The following is a 17,752-nucleotide window of genomic DNA, read 5'->3' on the forward strand; positions in this document are numbered from 1 at the left end:
AAGTGCCGTAATGCTCAGCGGTCGCGCTGGGCGCGGCCCATATTCCGTTCCCGTTCTCGTTCGGCCGCCGTGGCGAGATAGTCGCCGAGTTCGCGGCGCAGGGTGGTGTCGAGCGACCGGGCCAGACTGGTGTGCACCGCGGCGACACCGAGTTCGCGCATCGTATTGAGCATGCGGGTGGTGGCGGCGATCTCGTCGTTGGAATCCGGTAGCCAGCCGGGCCCGTGCTCGTCGACGATATGTTTCTTCGCCGCGTTGATGAGCAACTCGCTGATATCGTCGATCCGCGTCGCGACCTCGGCGTACACCGAGATCAGCGTGCCCAGCTCCACCCCGTACTCGTGGAGTTCGGTGAATGAGGTGAGCAGCTGGGTATCGGTGATCACCACCGTCTCGCCGTCCACCCGGACCAGACCCATCCGGCCCAGCTGCGCCACCAGTTCGTCGGTCTGCTCGCCGAGGATGGTGGCGAGCAGCTCCCGGGGGACCTCGAAGGTCTCCTCCTCCGACCAGTTCGCGGTGACGGCGTGCTGCAGACCCAGCACCTCGGTGAGGTCCTTACCGGTTTCCCAGCTGGTGATGAAATCGGCGATATGCGCGGTGGTGAAACCGCGCTGCAGCAGCGCGTCGATGAGGCGGAGCCGCTCGAGATGGGAATCGTCGTAGATACTGGCCCGGCCGTCGCGGTCGGCCGGGGGCGGCAGCAGTCCGCGTTCCTGATAGGCGCGGACATTGCGGGAGGTGGTGCCCGCGGCGCGGGCGAGATCGTCGATCCGGTATCGCGCCATGAATCCGCACCTCCCTCGCCCGCCTGCGCCGGTGACTCCGGCTCGGGAATCCGAGTCTAGCCGCCGGCTATGAGACCGATGCCACCGTCGGCGCGCTCCGCGGCTCGGCCGCCACCACCGTGTAGTCGTCGAGATCGACCTCGCGCAACTGGTTGCGGTACTGGGTGGCGAACCCCGGGTACATGGTCGCGTTGAACCCGTCCTCGGTCAGGTACCAGCTGCGGCAGCCCGAGTTCCAGGTGGTCGCACCGAGCCTGCGTTGGATCGCCGCGTTATAACGCTCTTGGCGCTCGGGGCGCACCTCGAGCATCCGGAGATCACGGTCGAGGATCAGGCCGATCGCCTGTACCAGGTAGTCGATCTGCGCTTCCATGTACACCAGGGCCGAGTTGTGTCCCGGGCCGGAATTGGGCCCGAAGGTCAGGAACAGGTTCGGATATCCCGAGACCGCGACACTGCGGTACGCGAACGCGCCGCGCCGCCATTCGTCGGCGAGCACCCGGCCGTCGCGACCGGTGATCGGGATCGGCGTCCCCGTTCTGGAGACCTCGAATCCGGTGGCGAACACGATGCAGTCGGCGCGATGCTCGATCCCCTCGGCGGTGCGGATACCGTCCGGCGCGATCCGGGCGATCGGCCAGGTGATCAGTTTGCAGTTCTCCCGTTGCAGCGCCGGGTAGTAGTCGTCGGTCATGAGCAGTCGTTTGCAGCCCGCCCGGAAATCGGGTGTGAGCTGCCGGCGCAGCCACGGGTCGGCGACCTGCCGCCGCAATTGCGCCCGGCCGGCCAGTTCGACCACCCGGGTCAGCGGGGTGTTCCAGACGACGCCGAGCGCCACCGATTCGTGCCCGTAGAACCACGCCTGCCGCGCGAGGGTCTGCGCGCCGGGAACGTGCCGGTAGAGCTCTTTGGCGAGGGCGCCGGTGCGCCGGTTCACCCGGGGCAGGACCCAGCCGGGGGTGCGCTGGAAAACCTTCACCGAACCGGCCCGCTCCACCAGTTCCGGAATGATCTGCACCGCACTGGCTCCGGTGCCGATGACCGCGACCCGTTTCCCGGCGAAATCGTAGTTGTGGTCCCAGCGGGCACTGTGGATCGTATGGCCGGCGAAGGAGTCGATACCCGGGATATCGGGGTAGCCCGGTTCGGTCAGCGGTCCGGACGCCAGCACCACCGCGCGGGCGCGGACTTCCCCGGAGCCCTCGATCGAGATCTCCCAGGTCCCGGTGGACTCGTCGAATTCCATTCCGGTGACGTTGTGCCGCAACCGGATATGCGGCGCGATACCGGATTTCGCCACCATCGCGTCGATATAGCCCAGGATCTCACCGCTTCCGGAATAGGTGTGCGACCAGTCCGGATTGGGCGCGAAACTGTAGGAGTAGAGCCGGGAGGGAATATCGCAGGCCGCGCCGGGGTAGGTGTTGTCCCGCCAGGTTCCGCCGATGGCGTCACCGCGTTCGAACACCGCGAAATTCGTGATACCGCGATCCCGGAGCCGGATGGCCGCGCCGATTCCGGCGAATCCCGCCCCGATCACGGCGACATCGAGCGGAGCTGTGCTGGTCGTGGTCATGGTTTGTCCTCGTCACGCGGCGGGGGTGTAGGTGATTTCCTTCGACCAGCTCGGGTCCTTACGCAGCAGCCGTCGCGGAATGGCCCCGGTGACCTTCACCAGGGTGTCCGCGAGCAGGTGATACGGGTGCCGCCGGTCGACGACCCAGTCACCGTGCCTCTTCACGATCTGGTACATCGGCAGCCGGCGCGCGAACTCGCTGCGCTCGCCCACCTTCCGGTAGCGCTCGAGCGCCGAGTACAGCTTCTTCTCATCCACTCCCATCGCGACGATGTTGTCGCGCATCTTGTTCAGCAGCGGCATATAACTCAATACGCCGATCAGGAAGGTCGGTTTCACCCAGCCGCCGACCAGTTCGATGAGCAGTGTGCGCATCTCGGCGTGGCCCAGCACATCCATCACCGCGAAATCGACTGCCAGATGCCGGGATTCGTCGGCATTGATCCGCCGGAACGCCTCCTGGCACACCGGGTCCTCGATCTCGTCCATGATGAATTTGACGAGTGCGCCGTCCAGCGCCACCTCGAGCATCGGGATCACGGTCCCCAGGAACGACAGCGACATGTCGTCGGCGTATTTGTCCAGGAAGTCGATCACCAGTTTGACATTGATATTCGGCTGCGGGATCTCGTCACCCTCGAGCATGCCCCAGCGCCGCATCAACGCCAGTTCGGCATTGGCGTGCTTCTGCTCCTCGGCGTGGAAATAACGGTAGATCTCCCGCAAGGTCTCATCGGGGGCCTTCTTGGCCATGGCGGCGAATCCGCGTGCCCCCACGTTCTCGATCCACATCAGGTCCGACATGAACGGTTTCAGGCGCGCGTGCTGTTCGGGGGTGATCGTCTCGGCGCCCGGCGCGCCCCAATCGATATCGGCCAGTGCCCACTGGCGCTCCTTGATCTTGCCGAGCATGTCCTGGAAGTCCATGGTCGCCATATCAGACTCCTGTTCTCTGGGTGGTGGTCGGCGTGGTGGGCGCGTCCTGCGGCAGCAGCCGCTCGAGCAGGCCCGCCACGGTGGTGTACGGTCCGGGAAAAGCGCGTTTGAGCAGCCAGATCAGCTGGGCGTCGGGCTGGGGGAGGACATGCAGCCGGCCGCGGTCGTGCGCGTCGAGGGTGATGCGGGCGACGCGCTCGGGGGAGAAGCCGGTCCAGCGCATGAGGGTGTCGGCGAGAGCGCGCGAACCCGAGGTGATGCGCCCGTCCCGGGCGACATCGGTCCGGACGAAGGTGGGGCAGAGTACGGTGACCGCGATATCCGTGCCGCTGAACTCCGCGGCCATCGTCTCCGACAGGGCGAGCACGCCGGCCTTGGACGTGTTGTAGACCGCCATCGAGGGCGCGGCCGCGAAACCGGCGGCCGAGGCCACATTGATGATGCCGCCGCGGCCGGTGGCCCGCAGCCGGGGTGCGAAGATCTCGCATCCGTGCACCACGCCCCACAGGTTGATACCGAGCGCCCACTCCCAGTCGCCGAATCCGATCTCGCCGACCGGTTTCCCCCCGATTCCGACACCGGCGTTATTGACCACCAGCGAGACCGGACCGTCGAATACCGAGTCGGCGAACCGGGCAAGGATTTCCACGTCCTCCCGGCGGGCGACATCGCAGCGGAACGCGTGGGCGGCGCCGGGGTGTTCGCGTTCGATGAGGGCCACCGTTTCCGCGGCGCGGCTCTCGTCGATATCGGCGCAGACGATCTGTCCGCCCCGGGCGGCCAGTTCGCGGGCAAGGGCGCGGCCGATTCCGCTCCCGGCGCCGGTGACCACCGCGCGGGCGCCGTGAGTGCGGCCCGATCCGCCGAACGGCAGGAGGTTGCGCAGGGCTGGCATCTCAGCTCACTTTCCGTGGGGTGCCGACCGTGAATGCCGCGCACAGGAATTCGGCGGCCCGGCCCAGGGCGGCGTCGGCCTCGGGAGCCAGGCGCGGCAGTGCCTGGAACACATGCACCTGGCCCGGCCAGATCTCGAGCGTGCAGTCACCGCCCGCGGTCCGCACCATCGTGTGCAGGTGCCGGGCGTCGGCGCTGAGCATCTCGGCGCCGCCGGCCTGGACCAGCATCGGCGGCAGCGCGGTACCGGCCGCGACGGTGAGCCGCAGCCGCGGGGTGTCGTCGGGGTGCCCGCTGGTGTAGACCCGGGGGAGCCGGCGGGCGGCCCGGGCCGAGATCACCGGATCGCGCCGCCGTCGCTCCTGGGCGGTCGCCAGGGCGAAGGTGAGATCGATCAGGGGGGAGAACAGGGCGACGGCGGCCGGCTGTGCCGCACCCCGGGCGGCGTTCTCCAGGAGGAGGTCGAGGGTGAGGTGCCCGCCTGCGGAGTCGGCGGCGATCACCAGGTCGTCCGCGGCGAAGCCTTGTCCGAGCAGCCACTCGAAACCGGCGGCGATATCGTCGGCGGCGGCCGGGAAGCGATGTTCGGGGGCGAGCCGGTAGTCCACGACGAATACGGGCAGTCCGGTGTCGCGGGACAGCCGGGAGGCCAGGCCGCGATGGGTCCGGGCCGAGCAGAGCACATATCCGCTGCCGTGCACGTAGTAGACGGCCCGGCCACCGGCCCGGACGCCGGGGGCGCGCACCCATTCGCCGCGGACACCGGCGGCCCGGACCTCCTGGACAGCTGTTCCGCGCAGGGGCGGCCCGGCCAGTTCCATGATCGTCGCGATGAGTGTGCGGGCGAACAGTACGCCCGGTGGGTTCAGCGGCACCGCGCAGTTGATCGGGCGCAGACCGTATTCCGCCGCGGTGGCGGCGAGCCGTGAACGCAGGGAGGGCGTCCACGGCACATCGGAGCGTGAGGTCCTCGTCGACCTAGTCATGCGTTCAGAATCATTGACGAATGTGCCATTTGTCAATGGCGGATTATGGGCGCCCCTGGGTAAGGAAAGACCGTGTGGCACGCCCGGGCGGTGCGCGGTTTGCGGCACGATGAGGGGATGAATATCGACCTGTCCGGACGGCACGCACTGGTCACGGGTTCCAGCCAGGGCATCGGCCTGGCCATCGCCACCGCACTGGCGCGGGCCGGTGCGTCGGTGATCGTGAACGGGCGCGGGCCGGATAAAACCGAAGCGGCCCGCACCCGCATTCTGGAGGAGGTGCCCGGGGCCTCGGTGCGTGCTGTCGCCGCCGACCTGTCCTCCGCGGTGGGGGCCGGAATACTGCGGGAGAAGGTCCCCGAGGTGGACATCCTCGTCAACAATCTCGGAATCTTCGAGGCGAAACCGGTACTCGAGATCGACGACGACGACTGGCGGCGCTACTTCGAGGTGAATGTACTGTCCGCCATCCGGCTCATCCGGATGTATCTGCCCGGCATGATGCAGCAGGGTTTCGGTCGCGTCATGAACATCGCCAGCGATTCGGCGGTGGTGACCCCGCTCGAAATGGTGCACTACGGCACCACGAAAACCGCGCTGCTCGCCGTCACCCGCGGATATGCGAAAGCCGCGGCGGGTACCGGGGTCACCGTCAATTCCGTGATGGCGGGTCCGACCCATACACCCGGCGTCGAGGATTTCGTCCGCGACCTGGTCGGCTCCGAGCTGCCCTGGGAGGAGGCCCAGCACCGCTTCATGCAGGAGCATCGCCCACATTCGCTGATCCAGCGACTGATCGAACCCGCCGAGATCGGCAATATGGTCGTCTACCTCGCCTCGGATCAGGCCTCCGCCACGACCGGGGGCGCGGTCCGTGTGGACGGCGGCTACATCGATTCCATCCTGCCCTGAACGGGTCGCTCGATCGCGTGCCGCGGCGGTCGAGCGGTATCAGGCGATGTCGAATTCGGTACTGGTCCCCACGATCGGCTCCAGGCGGCCGCCGGGCGTGAGCCGATCGGCGAAGTGCACGAAACGATGACATCCCGGTGCGGCATCGGCGGGGATATCCCAGGTGAAGGATGCCACCGAGGTCCCCGGGCCGCGTGTGCTCCAGTGGAAGCGCACGGCCCATTCGCCCTCGTTCGCGACCCGCACCCACCTCCCGTCCACCAGCCGCTGCACCTCGAGGAAGGTGCCGTTGCGGCGGGGGTTGTGTTTCGGGTGGGCGGAGGCGAATTCCACCTCGGCCCGGGTGCCGCGGGTGTAGTGCGCGGCCGGCGGGGTGAGTGTCGCGCCGAAGTCGTGTCCCGGCAGGGCGGTATCGGGACCGGGGGCGGGGACGAAGTCGGGTTGCAGATGCGAGAGGTCGCGCGGGGCCGGGCCCCGGTCGACGGCCGCGCCGGCGACCAGCGCGGTGGCCGGCCGCGTGAAGTCCAGGCTCGCGGATATGGCACCGGACCCGGACGACTCCCCGCCTGCCCGTAACGGTGCCGGATCGGCCGCACTGCTGCTCGGTATCTTCGCGGTCGCGGTCGCCTTCGTTCCTTTCGCGAGCGAGATTCTCACGGCACCGGCCGGGTTGGCCGCTGTGATAGCGGGTTTCATCGGCTGGGACCGCGTCGATCGTGGTATCGCGACCAATCGGAAGGACGCCCTCATAGGCGGTGTGCTGGGATTCATCGCGCCGATGATGACGTTGCTGGTCTACGCGGCGACGAGCGGGGCAGCGTAGACGCCCCTGGCCGGACAGCACCGCACCTGGTGATCCGGCCAGGGTGTCCACGCCCCCGTTCTCGGTGTGCGCAGGCCATCGAGGGTGTGCGAATCCGTGCGCGCAGTCCTGGTCGCAACTGCTGACATCTACCGCGGTGCCCTCGCTCGTCGGGCCATGGTCGGCGTGTGCGACCAGGTGTCCGGGCACAGTGACGAAGAGCCGGGCGGTGGCGCGACATGCCGCGGGCGAGGCTCGAATTGCTTTATCACCTGCTGCTTGCATATACGTGCAACTATACGTATATTCAGCGTCGGGCTTGTACGTATACGTCTACTTATGATCAGCCTGTTGTCGTGCCGGAGTCGATCGCCCGGGTGGCGCCGACGGGTGTGGACATGCCCGCCTCTCGGCCGGTTCGGCCGCCGGCCGCGTGGGCCGGCCGAGGGGCTTGCGGAACTACTACTCAGTGTTACTATCTAGCAGTAGTCAGTGTCACCGAGTAGCTGAGGAGTGTTCATGGGCAAACAGGAGACCGAAATGCTCAAGGGAACGCTGGAGGGCATTGTGCTGGCGATTCTGCTCGGTCGTCCCGCGTACGGCTACGAGATCACCGCATGGCTGCGGGAGCAGGGTTTCTCCGATATCGCCGAGGGCACCGTCTACGCCCTGCTGGTCAGGATCGAGAAGCGCGGATTCGTGGACGTGGAAAAGGTTCCCTCGGAGAAGGGACCCCCGCGCAAGGTGTATTCCCTCAACGCCGCAGGACAGGAATATCTCGACGAGTTCTGGAGGACCTGGAGCTTCCTCGCTGAACGTATCGAACAGCTCCGTGTAAAGGGAGGCAAATAGCCATGGACGTATCGGATCTCGCCTCGAAGGTGATCGGCGACCTGGGCGACAAGAAGCGGTGGCGGCAGTACAAAACGCGATCCAAGCAGCTACCCCCGAATTATCGCACCGCGGTCGAGGCTTTCGAGCGGTACCTGATGTACGGCGGAACGGGCGGCGGCGGCGTTGCGATGTTCGACGACCTCATCGATCTGTTCGAGCAGAGCGCGGCCGATGAAATCCCCATCCGCGAGGTCGTCGGAGGCGACCCGGTGGGGTTCATCGAGACCTTCGCGCGCAACTACCAAGAGGAATCCTGGCTCAATCGGGAACGGGCTCGGCTGAACAGCGCCATCGAGCGCGCCGCCACAGAAGGAAAGTAGGGCCTTTCGATGACGACACAGCAAGTTCCGGCGATCCGCGTGCAGGGTCTGGAGAAGTCCTACAACAAGGCGGAGGTGCTGCGCGGCGTGGACTTCGACGTCGAACGGGGCAGTATCTTCGCGCTGCTCGGCTCGAACGGCGCCGGCAAGACCACGATCGTGCGGATCCTGTCCACCCTGCTCGCGGCCGACGCGGGAACGGCCGGCGTCAACGGCTTCGACGTCGCCACGCAACCGGGCCACGTGCGGGAGTCCATCAGCCTCACCGGACAGTTCGCCGCTGTCGACGAAATTCTCAGCGGGCGGGAGAATCTCGTGCTGATCGCCAAATTGCGGCACCTGAAGAACGCGGACACCGTCGCCGACGACCTGCTCGAGCGCTTCTCACTGACCGACGCGGCCACGCGGAAGGTCTCTACGTATTCCGGTGGAATGCGCCGTCGCCTCGATATCGCCATGAGCCTCATCGGGAACCCGCCGGTGATCTTCCTCGACGAGCCCACGACCGGGCTCGACCCGCAGGCGCGCATCGAGGTGTGGGACGCGGTGAAAGAACTCGCCGAGCACGGCACGACGGTGCTGCTCACCACGCAATACCTGGACGAGGCCGAACAACTCGCCGACCGGATCGCAATCCTGCACCGGGGCCGGATCATCGTCAACGGGACCCTGGCCGAGCTCAAACAGCTACTTCCACCTGCCGAAGTCGAATATGTCGAGAAGCAGCCGAGCCTCGAGGACATCTTCTTCGCTCTCGTCGGAGACGATGACGACAAGGGTACTTCCGGCAATGACCGCGGCGCGGTTCGGACGAGATAAGGAACGACGATGACCACGCATTTCTTCGCCGACACCACCCTGTTGCTGGGACGATCCCTGCGGCATATCACGCGTAGCGTGGACACCGTCATCACGACCACGATCATTCCGATCGCGTTCATGCTGCTGTTCGTCTATGTCTTCGGCGGCGCGATCGACTCGGGATCGGATTCGTATGTCCGATATCTGCTACCCGGCATCCTGCTCATCACGATCGCATCGGGTATCTCCTACACGGCGTTCCGGCTGTTTCTCGATATGAAGAGTGGCATCTTCGAGCGATTCCAGTCGATGCCGATCGCGCGGTCGTCGGTGCTGTGGGCGCATGTACTGACCTCGCTGGTCGCCAACGTGATCTCTGTCGTGGTCGTCGTGCTCGTCGCCCTGCTCATGGGTTTCCGCTCCGGCGCCGGAGTGCTGTCGTGGCTCTCGGTGGCCGGGATACTGGTCCTGTTCACTCTGGCGCTGACCTGGATCGCGGTCATCCCCGGCCTGTCCGCGAAGACCCCGGACGGCGCGAGCGCGTTCTCCTATCCGCTGATCTTCCTGCCGTTCATCAGCTCGGCGTTCGTGCCCACCGACACCATGCCGGGCCCGCTTCGTGTTTTTGCCGAGAATCAGCCGGTGACCTCCATCATCGACGCCATCCGCGCCCTGTTCTCCGAGCAGCCGGTCGGCAAGGACATCTGGATCGCCCTCGGCTGGTGCGTCGGCATCCTGATCGTCGCCTATCTCTTCGCCATGAACACCTACCGCCGCAAGATCTCCTGAGCCGCGTCCGTCGAAATCGTCCGTGGCGCTGCGCCGCGATGAGCGCGGGGGCGGTTCGGGGACCGAGTTCCGCTGTACTGCGAAGAGAGCCGGGCCGACGCGCTGTCGGTCCGGCCTCGCCGGCCCGTCGTGTGCCGCCGGTTCCGAGATCGGTGGCATAGAGGTGCAGGGTGGCGTTGCGGAGTAGACCGGCCGGGACGGCCGGCGGCGCCGATCGGACCATCGCCGGTAGCGGACCGGGGCGCGGGAACATGACTGGTACCGGTACGGCTGCGGCTCGTATCCCGCCCTACTGCCCGGGTATCCGGTGCGTCCGGGCGCGGGGCACCGGGCCCGCGCCGAGGGACGGCCGTAGCCGGTAGGGCACGCTGGCGACGACGACCCCGGGTTCGAAATGCAGCCGGGTCTTCAGTCGCAGCGCGCTCTGGTTGTGCAGGAGTTGTTCCCACCAGTGTCCGGCGACGTGCTCGGGGATCACCACGGTCACGACATCGCGCGGATAACCGCGGCGCAGTCGGCGGATATAGCCGAGGATCGGTCGGGTGATCTCCCGGTAGGGCGACTCCACGATCGTCAACGGGATGTCGAAATGCTGCCGCTCCCATGTGTCGCGGAGCCGACGGGCTTCGGGTTCGTCGATGGCGACCGACAGCGCGGTGATCCGGTCGGGACGGATGAGCTCGGCGTAGCCGAGGGCGAATACGGTGGGTTGGTTGACCTGGGAGACCAGCACGATGGCATGGTTGCGGCTGGGCTGGACGAGTTCGGCGTGCTCGGGCACCGACATCGTCTCCCCGACCCGGCGGTAGTGGACGTTGATCGCCTTCATCATCGCGTACAGCACCACCATGGCGATGATGGCGAGGTAGGCGCCGCCGACGAACTTGTAGCGGATGACGATGCTCAGGACGAGTCCGGTGGTCACCGCGCCGGTGAGGTTGATCAGTTGGGACCGGCGCATGCGGGTGCGGGTCACCGGCTCGGAGGTCTGTGCGAGAAGGCGTTGCCAGTGGCGGACCATACCGGTCTGGCTCAGCGTGAACGAGGTGAACACCCCGACGATGTAGAGCTGGATCAGCTTGTCGATATTGGCGTCGAAACCGATGATCAACACGACCGCGAAGCCCGCGAGCAGCAGCACGCCGTTGGAATAGACGAGCCGGTCACCGCGGTGGTACAGCTGCCGTGGCAGGTAGCGGTTCCGCGCCAGGATCGAGGCCAGCACGGGGAACCCGTTGAATGCGGTATTGGCGGCCAGGATGAGTATCGCCGCGGTCGAGAGCTGGAAGAACAGGAACGCTATCGAATTCGATCCCCAGATTCCGGCACCGAGCTGGCTGATCACCGACGGGAAACCGTCGGGATAGGCCCGGGCGTGCATTTTCGCTGCCAGAACGGTGAGTCCGGTGAACATGGCGATCGCCAGCACACCCATGATCGTCAAGGTGGTGGCCGCGTTGCGGGCTCGGGGCGGGCGGAACGAGGGGACGCCGTTGCTGATCGCTTCGACACCGGTGAGCGCGGTGCAGCCCGACGCGAATGCCCGCAGCGCCAACAACAGGGTCAGGTATCCGCCGGTCGCTTCATGTGCGACCAGTTGCTCACCGGCCCCTGACGCGAGCGGGATGCCGAGGCCGAGAACATCCCGGACGGCCGCGGTGGCGAGCAGCAGGAAAACCAGCGCGATGAATGCGTAGGTGGGCGCGGCGAACGCCTTCCCGCTCTCCTTCACCCCGCGGAGGTTGCCCACGGCCAGGACGAGCACACCGCCGGCCGCGAGTTCGACGGCATACGGCTGCAGAGCCGGAAATCGTGAGGTGATGGCGAGAACCCCGGCCACCACGGACACGGTCACGGTCATCACGTAGTCGACCAGCAGGGCGGCGGCAGCGGTCAGCGCGGCCTTTTCTCCGAGGTTGTCCATGCTGACCACGAATGCCCCGCCGCCCCCGGGATAGGCGTGGCACGTCTGCCGGTAGGAGAGCACGACCACAGCCAGCAGTACCCCCACTGCCACTGAAACAGGTGCGGCCAGCCCCAGGTAGGTGACGCCGCCGAGACCTACTATCAGCAGGATCTGCTCGGTGGCGTAGGCCACCGAGGAGATCGGATCGGAGCAGAACACCGGCAGGGCCACCCACTTGGGCAGCAGTTGCCCCCGCTCGCGTTCGGTACGTAACGCGGGCCCTACCAGCAGTCGCTTGACGACGCCGAGAACGGCCACTTCTGAAGCATAGGGCCGCGCGGTACCGGCCAGTAGAGTCCAATCGGCCCCACTTCGCCGGGGCCGCCGCACCGGCGGGGCGTCGGTGCGACAGGTGAACGGGCGGCCTGTCCGCGCGACGGCTGTGCTACGCCGGCGCGGACTCGGGGCCACGGTGTCTGCGCGGTGAGAACGAGGCGTAACGGGTGTCCGGCCCGTCCTGGCCGGCGGAGGCGACCGCTTCCGCCGGGGCGGCCGGGCAGCTGAAACCCGCCGACGCGCGGCGCGGCCGTCTCGGGCAGCCATTGGCCGAGGCCGGGGCAGCCGGCTCAGAGCGCGACGAACTCGTAACCGTGCGCGGCGGCCACTTCTTCGGAGAACAGGCGCCCGCGATCCGTGCTCAGCCCCGAGGAGAGCCCGGCATCGTCGGCAACCGCGCGCTGCCAGCCCTTGTCGGCCAGGGCGACGACGTAGGGCAGGGTGGCGTTCGTCAGAGCGTTCGTCGACGTGTTCGGAACGGCGCCGGGCATATTCGCCACGCAGTAGAACAACGAGTTGTGTACCCGGTAGGTCGGCTCGGCGTGCGTGGTCGGCCGGGAGTCCTCGAAGCAGCCACCCTGGTCGATGGCGACGTCGACCAGGACCGATCCGGGTTTCATGCGCGCCACCAGGCTGTTCGGCACGAGCGTGGGAGCCTTCGCGCCGGGTACCAGGACCGCTCCGATGACGAGATCGGCACGCAGGAGAGCCTGCTCGATCGCGTAGGCATTGGAGGTGACCGTCTCGACCTGTCCGCCATAGCGCGCGTCGATATCCCGGAGCCGATCCAGGGAGAGGTCGAGAACGGTCACATCCGCGCGCATCCCGGATGCCACCGCGATCGCGTTGCTTCCGGCGACCCCGGCGCCGATCACCACGACTTCGGCGGGCCGGACCCCCGGGACCCCGCCCATCAGGACCCCGCGGCCACCGGTCGGTTTCAGCAGGTGGTAGGCCCCGGCCTGCGCCGACAACCGGCCGGCCACCTCGCTCATCGGCGCCAGCAGCGGCAGGGACGTCCCCGCGGTCACGGTCTCGTAGGCGATCGCCGTGGTGCCGGAGGCCAGCAGCGCGTCGGTGCAGGATTTCGAGGCCGCCAGATGCAGGAAGGTGAACAGCACCTGATTCGCGCGCAGTAGCGAATATTCCTCCGTCACGGGTTCTTTCACCTTGAGGAGCAGATCGGCGGTTCGCCATACCTCCTCGGCGGTGCTCGCGATCTCGGCGCCGACGGCCGTGAAATCGTCGTCGGAGAACGAGGAACCGATGCCCGCACCCGCTTCGATCACGACGGTATGGCCACGGCGAACGAGTTCGTGTGCGCCCGCGGGCGTGATCGCGACACGGTATTCGTGCGTTTTGAGCTCGCGGGGAACCCCGATCTTCACCGGGCCGGCTCCATCGCGGTGTGCGTCACGGCAGAAGGACCCGGCAGCGTGTCACGCGCTTCTGTCACGGAGACTCCTCCTTGTTGTGTTTCGGACATACGGAATGGCACGGTCACGCTTCCTGACGGTGAATCGGAAGCCATGATGCCTTTCGCCCACTGGTGGTCGTGAGCTCGTGGATCCGCGCCCCGGGGTGCGCAACCGAACTGTTATCCGGCTATCGCGCAACGTGCGCCCGAAAGAGGTGAGTTGTCGCGGTCGTGCGCTCGGTACCCGGCCCTATGGCACCAGCTGTCCGATCCGGGAACTCAGAATCCGGCGTGGAGGCGAGGTGTCCAGGAGCATCGCGGGTACGCGGGACCGTTCGACCGCCGCTGCGGCAGCGGATTCGCTCAGGCCGCGTCCGGGACATCGGTGTCCGAAGCCTGTGATACGCCTCATGTATCGCCGCTCACCGCCGGACGGGTTCCGCGAGGCGAGCAGCCGGAGTACCACCGGTCGTCCTCGCTGTCGATACCCGTGTGACCGAGCGGCCCGGCATCCGCGTGCGCCCGGGCGGCTTCGGACGGCCGGGATCATGCGGAAGGTTCTGCTCGATGGGCGGGTGCCTCGAGCAGCCGGTCGAGGTGGGTACGCGGCCAATCACACAGCGTATGGATCGTGGCCACGAGCCGGGTTCCGGCGGCGGTGAGGGAGTAGTCGACATGAGGATCGGCGGTGCCGTGGTCGTAGCGGGCTATCAACTCTTCACCGACGGCTGACCGTCGGGCGTCGGCGGCCCGCGCTCGGTCCAGGAAGAGTGCGGCGGCGGCGGCGACGCGCGGGCCCGGAATCTGCCGGCCGGGAATGGTTGCCCCACAGGGTTATCGGGTAGATTTCCAATCCCGGCCGACGCACCGTCTGTCGTGAGTCGAGACCTGGGGTTCGATATGAGACGCCGACGTATGAGGCCCGCGCTGCTGGTCGCTCTTGCCGCTGTGATGTTCGCCGCATCCGTCACGGTATTCGGCGCCGGGAACGGCTCCGCCGACAGCGGCGATCCGATCGTCGACACCAAGAAGTTGCTCGCCGAACCGGTCTCGCCGAACGGCTCGCGAATCGTCGCGAGCAGAGTCGACGGCCGCAGCCTGACCATGCTGGTCCACTCCGCGGCGATGGACGAGAACATCACCGTCCGGGTGCAGCGCCCCCGGGACGCCTCACAACCCCGGCCGGTGCTCTACCTCGTGAACGGGGCAGGCGGGGGTACCGACGCGGCGACCTGGTGGGTCAATACCGATGTCGGCGATTTCCTGGCCACCAAGGACGTGAATGTCGTGATGCCGGTCGGTGGCGCGTTCGCCTACTACACCGATTGGAAGCGCGATGATCCGGTGCTCGGCCGCAACAAGTGGCGCACCTTCTTCCTCGAGGAGCTGCCGCCGCTGGTCGACGCAGCCCTGGGCACCAACGGGGTCAATGCCATCGCCGCGAACTCGATGACCGCCACCGCGATTCTGCAGATGGCCGAGGCCGCCCCCGGCTTCTACCGGAGCGTCGCCGGGTACAGCGGCTGCGCCCAGATCGCGGACCCCGTCGGGCGACAGTTCACCAAACTCGTCGTCGAACTCTACGGTGGCGGCGATGTCCGCAATATGTACGGCGAAGACGACGATCCGGCCTGGGTCGCCAACGATCCGGTGGTGAACGCCGAGGCACTGCGCGGTACGAGGCTGTTCGTGTCGACCGGCAACGGACTGCCCGGGCAGTGGGACACCGTCGACGGCGACTACGCACTGCCGGGCCCCCAGGGCCTGGCCAATCAGCTCCTGGTCGGCGGCGTCATCGAGGCCGCCACCGGTTGGTGCACCCGCAACCTCCAGGACCGGCTCGCTCAGCTCCGGATTCCGGCCACCTTCGACTACGCGCCGTCGGGCACGCACTCGTGGGGTTACTGGCGTGACGCGTTCTACCGGTCCTGGCCGCTCCTCGCCGAAGGGCTCGGGGTACCCGCCTAGACGAGTAAGAGGGTGTCTTATGTGGGCAGTTTCTTGTAGCAGGTGATCGCGGCTGCGAGTTGTAGAAATGCGGCGAAGAGATGGCCGTGGCGTTCGTAGCGGATCGTCAATCGCCGGTAGCCGGTCAACCACGCGATGGAACTCATCCCACGCACCCTCAGTCGTAGCCCTTGTCCGCACGCAGGTCGGCGCGGGTGCAGCCCGCCGCGAGCAGCGCACCCGGCGGGCCGGCATCACCGGCCGTCGCTGTAACGGTTCGCCGCCGCGCACGCCGGAAGCGTACTTCGCCGACCACTATCGTCGCCTCGGTCATACCGCCGCCGCCCTCGACGATCGCGGCACATATGTCGTGTGCTCGTGACCCGTCGACGTCGATCACCGCCATATCGGCCGACCGTCCCGGCTCCGTCGAGGGGCTGCATGCCCGCTCCGGCAGCGCGGAAGTGCTGCACGGCATCGACTTCGCGGTGCCCGCCGGCGAGGAACGCCCATCTCGCGCTCGACATCGGCACGTCGGCGGTACTCGTCGACGCCGGTCGCGTCGTTGCCCAGCGCCCCGTGGAGAGCCGCCGGTAACCCGGACTCGGCGCACCTGATCGGCGTGCCGGTCGGCCGGATGTTGATGATCGGCTGGGGGCCGGCCGCCGCCATCGGCGCGCTCGCCGCGTCCCTGGCGGCGCCGCAGAGGGCCTCGCTCCCGGCCGCCGCGGTCCGGCCGGAGGTCGCCGACCTGCTCGCGGCGGCCGTCTACCTGTGGGTGAAATGAACTCCGCTACGCATGCTCCCCGCTGTCCAGCTGTCTACGTAATGCGTCGAGCGGGCCGTCTCAGTCCCGCGCCATCGCGGCCAGGAATTGCTGCGCCACTTGCATGGGTGCGGAATCGAGTCGGTACCGGACGCGCCGCCGTTCCCCGGGTTCCGCGATCACCAGGCCCGCGTCCGAAAGCAGAGCAAGGTGTTTGGCGATGGCCTGTCGAGTGATGGGCAGTCGATCGGCGAGATCGGTCGCGGTGGCTGGACCGGCCGCGGCGAGGGTGGCAAGGACTGAGCGCCTGCTCGGATCGGCGAGAGCGACGAAGACCCGTTCGGCGGTGGTTTCCTGGTCAGGCTGCATCGAGGTACTGGACGAGTTCGGCGAGTTCGCCGGCCCAGCCGTCGGTATTACCGCCGAAGGCGATCTTGTGCTCGTCCTCGGGGAGTTGCGCGAAGCCGGTCTCCACATCGTCGGCGAGGCGGCCACGGGCACGGACGGAGTGGCCGCGGTGCGAGGACGACAACATCGTCGCGGCGATCCGGGCGGGCGCCGTCGGCTATCTACTCAAGGACATCGGCCCCGCCGAACTGCGCGCCGCGATACGCACCGTTGCCGCCGGTGACTCGCTACTCTCTCCGTCGATCACCCGCACCCTCGTCGACCGTGTGGCCCGGGATCTCGGCGCGACCCGTCCCGAGCTCATCGCCGGGCTGACCGAACGGGAACGGCAGGTACTCGCGCCCGTCGGTATGGGGGGAGAACAACAGCGAGATCGGTGCGAGCCTGCACCTGAGCCCGGCTACGGCCCGCACCTATGTGAGCCGTCTGCTGGCGGCGCTGGGCGCCCGGGATCGCGCACAGCTCGTCGTCCTCGCCTACGAGTCCGGGTTGCTCACCCCTGGACGGTATCCGGCCCGGTAGACCGGCGATCACCGGAGGTACGGGTTCGCGGCCGCCCACGCCGCCAGGATTACGCCGTCGGCACCCGGTGAGCTGCCTGCCGCCCCGGTGGTGTCGAGGGATGGTCCGGCCGCTGGGGCCACGCCCGCCGCGCCGTCGCGTAGCGCCTCGTTCCCAACGAGGCCTTTGCTCGAGGTCCTGGTGCATTATCTGAGCCGGCGCGAAACGCTGCTTGTCCTGGACAACTGTGAGCAGATCGTGGCGGCCGTTGCTGAGCTCACCGAAACGCTGCTGCTCTCCTGCCCAGGGGTGCGGACCATTATCACCAGTCGTGAGCCGCTGAGGATCGCTGGAGAGGCGACCGTGTGGGTGATGCCGCTGAAAACCCCGGCTCCGGATCGTCAGCCGTCGTTGCAGGACCTGTCTCGTTTCGATGCGGTGACGCTGTTCGTCGAGCGTGCCGCGGTGGTGTCGCGGTCTGTACGGCGATGGACGGGGCAGGACTCGCGGCGGGCCTGCTCGTACTCACCGCCGCCCGCGACACTGGGCGAGCAGTCCATCGCCGGCACGGTTCCCAGCATTTTGACCAGACGTGAACGGGAGGTCGCCGCTCTGGTCGCCCGCGGGGTCGATAACAAGCAGATCGCCACCGAACTGGTTGTCTCGCCGCGCACTGCTCAGGGGCATGTCGAACACATTCTGACCAAACTGGGGTTCACCTCCCGCGTCCAGATAGCGGCCTGGATAGTGGAGGCAACAAATCAGAGCTGATC

The 17,752-nt window shown here is 67.3% G+C and carries 22 protein-coding genes and 1 pseudogene; 10 read left to right on the plus strand and 13 right to left on the minus strand.

The window, feature by feature from the left end:
• Positions 1-14: 14 nt before the first annotated feature.
• From ACLML9_RS02175 to ACLML9_RS02195, 5 genes are all read right to left on the minus strand, one after another.
• Complete coding sequence (locus tag ACLML9_RS02175; protein ID WP_030519546.1) at positions 15-788, minus strand: MerR family transcriptional regulator; 774 nt, start codon at positions 786-788, stop codon at positions 15-17.
• Between the two features lie 67 nt (positions 789-855).
• Positions 856-2,364, minus strand: a complete 1,509-nt coding sequence (locus ACLML9_RS02180) for a flavin-containing monooxygenase (protein WP_411943861.1) — start codon at positions 2,362-2,364, stop codon at positions 856-858.
• 12 nt (positions 2,365-2,376) lie between these two features.
• The gene (locus ACLML9_RS02185; protein ID WP_411943862.1) at positions 2,377-3,300 is read right to left on the minus strand and encodes a ferritin-like domain-containing protein; all 924 of its coding nucleotides are present in this window, start codon (positions 3,298-3,300) and stop codon (positions 2,377-2,379) included.
• A 1-nt stretch (position 3,301) separates the two neighbouring features.
• Complete coding sequence (locus ACLML9_RS02190) at positions 3,302-4,195, minus strand: SDR family NAD(P)-dependent oxidoreductase (RefSeq protein WP_411943863.1); 894 nt, start codon at positions 4,193-4,195, stop codon at positions 3,302-3,304.
• Position 4,196: 1 nt separating this feature from the next.
• Complete coding sequence (locus ACLML9_RS02195; RefSeq protein WP_411943864.1) at positions 4,197-5,180, minus strand: alpha/beta hydrolase; 984 nt, start codon at positions 5,178-5,180, stop codon at positions 4,197-4,199.
• A gap of 117 nt (positions 5,181-5,297) precedes the next feature.
• On the opposite strand from ACLML9_RS02195, the gene ACLML9_RS02200 reads away from it, so the two are divergent.
• Positions 5,298-6,092: an SDR family NAD(P)-dependent oxidoreductase gene (locus ACLML9_RS02200; protein ID WP_411943865.1), complete on the plus strand. Its 795-nt coding sequence runs from the start codon at positions 5,298-5,300 to the stop codon at positions 6,090-6,092.
• Positions 6,093-6,131: 39 nt separating this feature from the next.
• Here ACLML9_RS02200 and ACLML9_RS02205 read toward each other — a convergent pair whose 3' ends face one another.
• Positions 6,132-6,749, minus strand: a complete 618-nt coding sequence (locus tag ACLML9_RS02205) for a neutral/alkaline non-lysosomal ceramidase C-terminal domain-containing protein (RefSeq protein ID WP_411943866.1) — start codon at positions 6,747-6,749, stop codon at positions 6,132-6,134.
• A gap of 22 nt (positions 6,750-6,771) precedes the next feature.
• On the opposite strand from ACLML9_RS02205, the gene ACLML9_RS02210 reads away from it, so the two are divergent.
• From ACLML9_RS02210 to ACLML9_RS02230, 5 genes are all read left to right on the plus strand, one after another.
• The gene (locus ACLML9_RS02210; RefSeq protein WP_411943867.1) at positions 6,772-6,915 is read left to right on the plus strand and encodes a hypothetical protein; all 144 of its coding nucleotides are present in this window, start codon (positions 6,772-6,774) and stop codon (positions 6,913-6,915) included.
• A gap of 498 nt (positions 6,916-7,413) precedes the next feature.
• Complete coding sequence (locus tag ACLML9_RS02215; RefSeq protein ID WP_039822337.1) at positions 7,414-7,746, plus strand: PadR family transcriptional regulator; 333 nt, start codon at positions 7,414-7,416, stop codon at positions 7,744-7,746.
• Between the two features lie 29 nt (positions 7,747-7,775).
• A complete protein-coding gene (locus ACLML9_RS02220) occupies positions 7,776-8,108 on the plus strand; it encodes a DUF1048 domain-containing protein (protein WP_411943868.1) in 333 nt (110 codons plus the stop codon).
• Positions 8,109-8,117: 9 nt separating this feature from the next.
• Positions 8,118-8,927, plus strand: coding sequence for an ABC transporter ATP-binding protein (locus ACLML9_RS02225; RefSeq protein ID WP_411943869.1), 810 nt, complete (start codon positions 8,118-8,120; stop codon positions 8,925-8,927).
• A 9-nt stretch (positions 8,928-8,936) separates the two neighbouring features.
• Positions 8,937-9,698 (plus strand): ABC transporter permease, encoded by a 762-nt coding sequence (locus ACLML9_RS02230; protein WP_411943870.1) that lies wholly within the window; start codon positions 8,937-8,939, stop codon positions 9,696-9,698.
• Positions 9,699-9,987: 289 nt separating this feature from the next.
• Here the strand turns inward: ACLML9_RS02230 and ACLML9_RS02235 are convergent, their stop codons facing one another.
• The 3 genes from ACLML9_RS02235 to ACLML9_RS02245 all read right to left on the minus strand — a co-directional run bounded on the left by ACLML9_RS02235 (position 9,988) and on the right by ACLML9_RS02245 (position 14,071).
• Positions 9,988-11,922, minus strand: coding sequence for an APC family permease (locus ACLML9_RS02235; RefSeq protein WP_411943871.1), 1,935 nt, complete (start codon positions 11,920-11,922; stop codon positions 9,988-9,990).
• A gap of 308 nt (positions 11,923-12,230) precedes the next feature.
• Positions 12,231-13,328, minus strand: a complete 1,098-nt coding sequence (gene ald / locus ACLML9_RS02240) for an alanine dehydrogenase (protein ID WP_411943872.1) — start codon at positions 13,326-13,328, stop codon at positions 12,231-12,233.
• Between the two features lie 575 nt (positions 13,329-13,903).
• Complete coding sequence (locus tag ACLML9_RS02245) at positions 13,904-14,071, minus strand: winged helix-turn-helix transcriptional regulator (RefSeq protein WP_411943873.1); 168 nt, start codon at positions 14,069-14,071, stop codon at positions 13,904-13,906.
• A gap of 201 nt (positions 14,072-14,272) precedes the next feature.
• Here ACLML9_RS02245 and ACLML9_RS02250 point away from each other — a divergent pair, with 201 nt between their 5' ends.
• A complete protein-coding gene (locus ACLML9_RS02250) occupies positions 14,273-15,325 on the plus strand; it encodes an alpha/beta hydrolase (RefSeq protein WP_411943874.1) in 1,053 nt (350 codons plus the stop codon).
• Between the two features lie 17 nt (positions 15,326-15,342).
• Here the strand turns inward: ACLML9_RS02250 and ACLML9_RS02255 are convergent, their stop codons facing one another.
• Positions 15,343-15,471 carry a hypothetical protein gene (locus tag ACLML9_RS02255; RefSeq protein WP_411943875.1) on the minus strand — a complete coding sequence of 43 codons (129 nt, stop codon included), beginning with the start codon at positions 15,469-15,471 and terminating at the stop codon, positions 15,343-15,345.
• A gap of 11 nt (positions 15,472-15,482) precedes the next feature.
• Positions 15,483-15,710, minus strand: coding sequence for a hypothetical protein (locus ACLML9_RS02260; RefSeq protein WP_411943876.1), 228 nt, complete (start codon positions 15,708-15,710; stop codon positions 15,483-15,485).
• Positions 15,711-15,869: 159 nt separating this feature from the next.
• On the opposite strand from ACLML9_RS02260, the gene ACLML9_RS02265 reads away from it, so the two are divergent.
• A complete protein-coding gene (locus tag ACLML9_RS02265) occupies positions 15,870-16,091 on the plus strand; it encodes a hypothetical protein (protein WP_411943877.1) in 222 nt (73 codons plus the stop codon).
• A gap of 60 nt (positions 16,092-16,151) precedes the next feature.
• On the opposite strand, the gene ACLML9_RS02270 is transcribed toward ACLML9_RS02265, so the two are convergent.
• A complete protein-coding gene (locus ACLML9_RS02270; protein WP_411943878.1) occupies positions 16,152-16,439 on the minus strand; it encodes an ArsR/SmtB family transcription factor in 288 nt (95 codons plus the stop codon).
• Complete coding sequence (locus ACLML9_RS02275; RefSeq protein WP_411943879.1) at positions 16,429-16,605, minus strand: hypothetical protein; 177 nt, start codon at positions 16,603-16,605, stop codon at positions 16,429-16,431. Before ACLML9_RS02275 ends, ACLML9_RS02270 begins: the two co-directional genes overlap by 11 nt.
• 263 nt (positions 16,606-16,868) lie before the next feature.
• Between ACLML9_RS02275 and ACLML9_RS02280 the strand changes: the two genes are divergently transcribed.
• Positions 16,869-17,000 (plus strand): hypothetical protein, encoded by a 132-nt coding sequence (locus tag ACLML9_RS02280; RefSeq protein WP_411943886.1) that lies wholly within the window; start codon positions 16,869-16,871, stop codon positions 16,998-17,000.
• A gap of 552 nt (positions 17,001-17,552) precedes the next feature.
• Positions 17,553-17,750, plus strand: a pseudogene (locus ACLML9_RS02285) (response regulator transcription factor); the annotation flags it as partial.
• Positions 17,751-17,752: the final 2 nt, after the last annotated feature.

Source organism: Nocardia sp. NPDC002869 (assembly GCF_046764065.1).
In the GTDB taxonomy this organism is placed as follows: domain Bacteria; phylum Actinomycetota; class Actinomycetes; order Mycobacteriales; family Mycobacteriaceae; genus Nocardia; species Nocardia rhamnosiphila.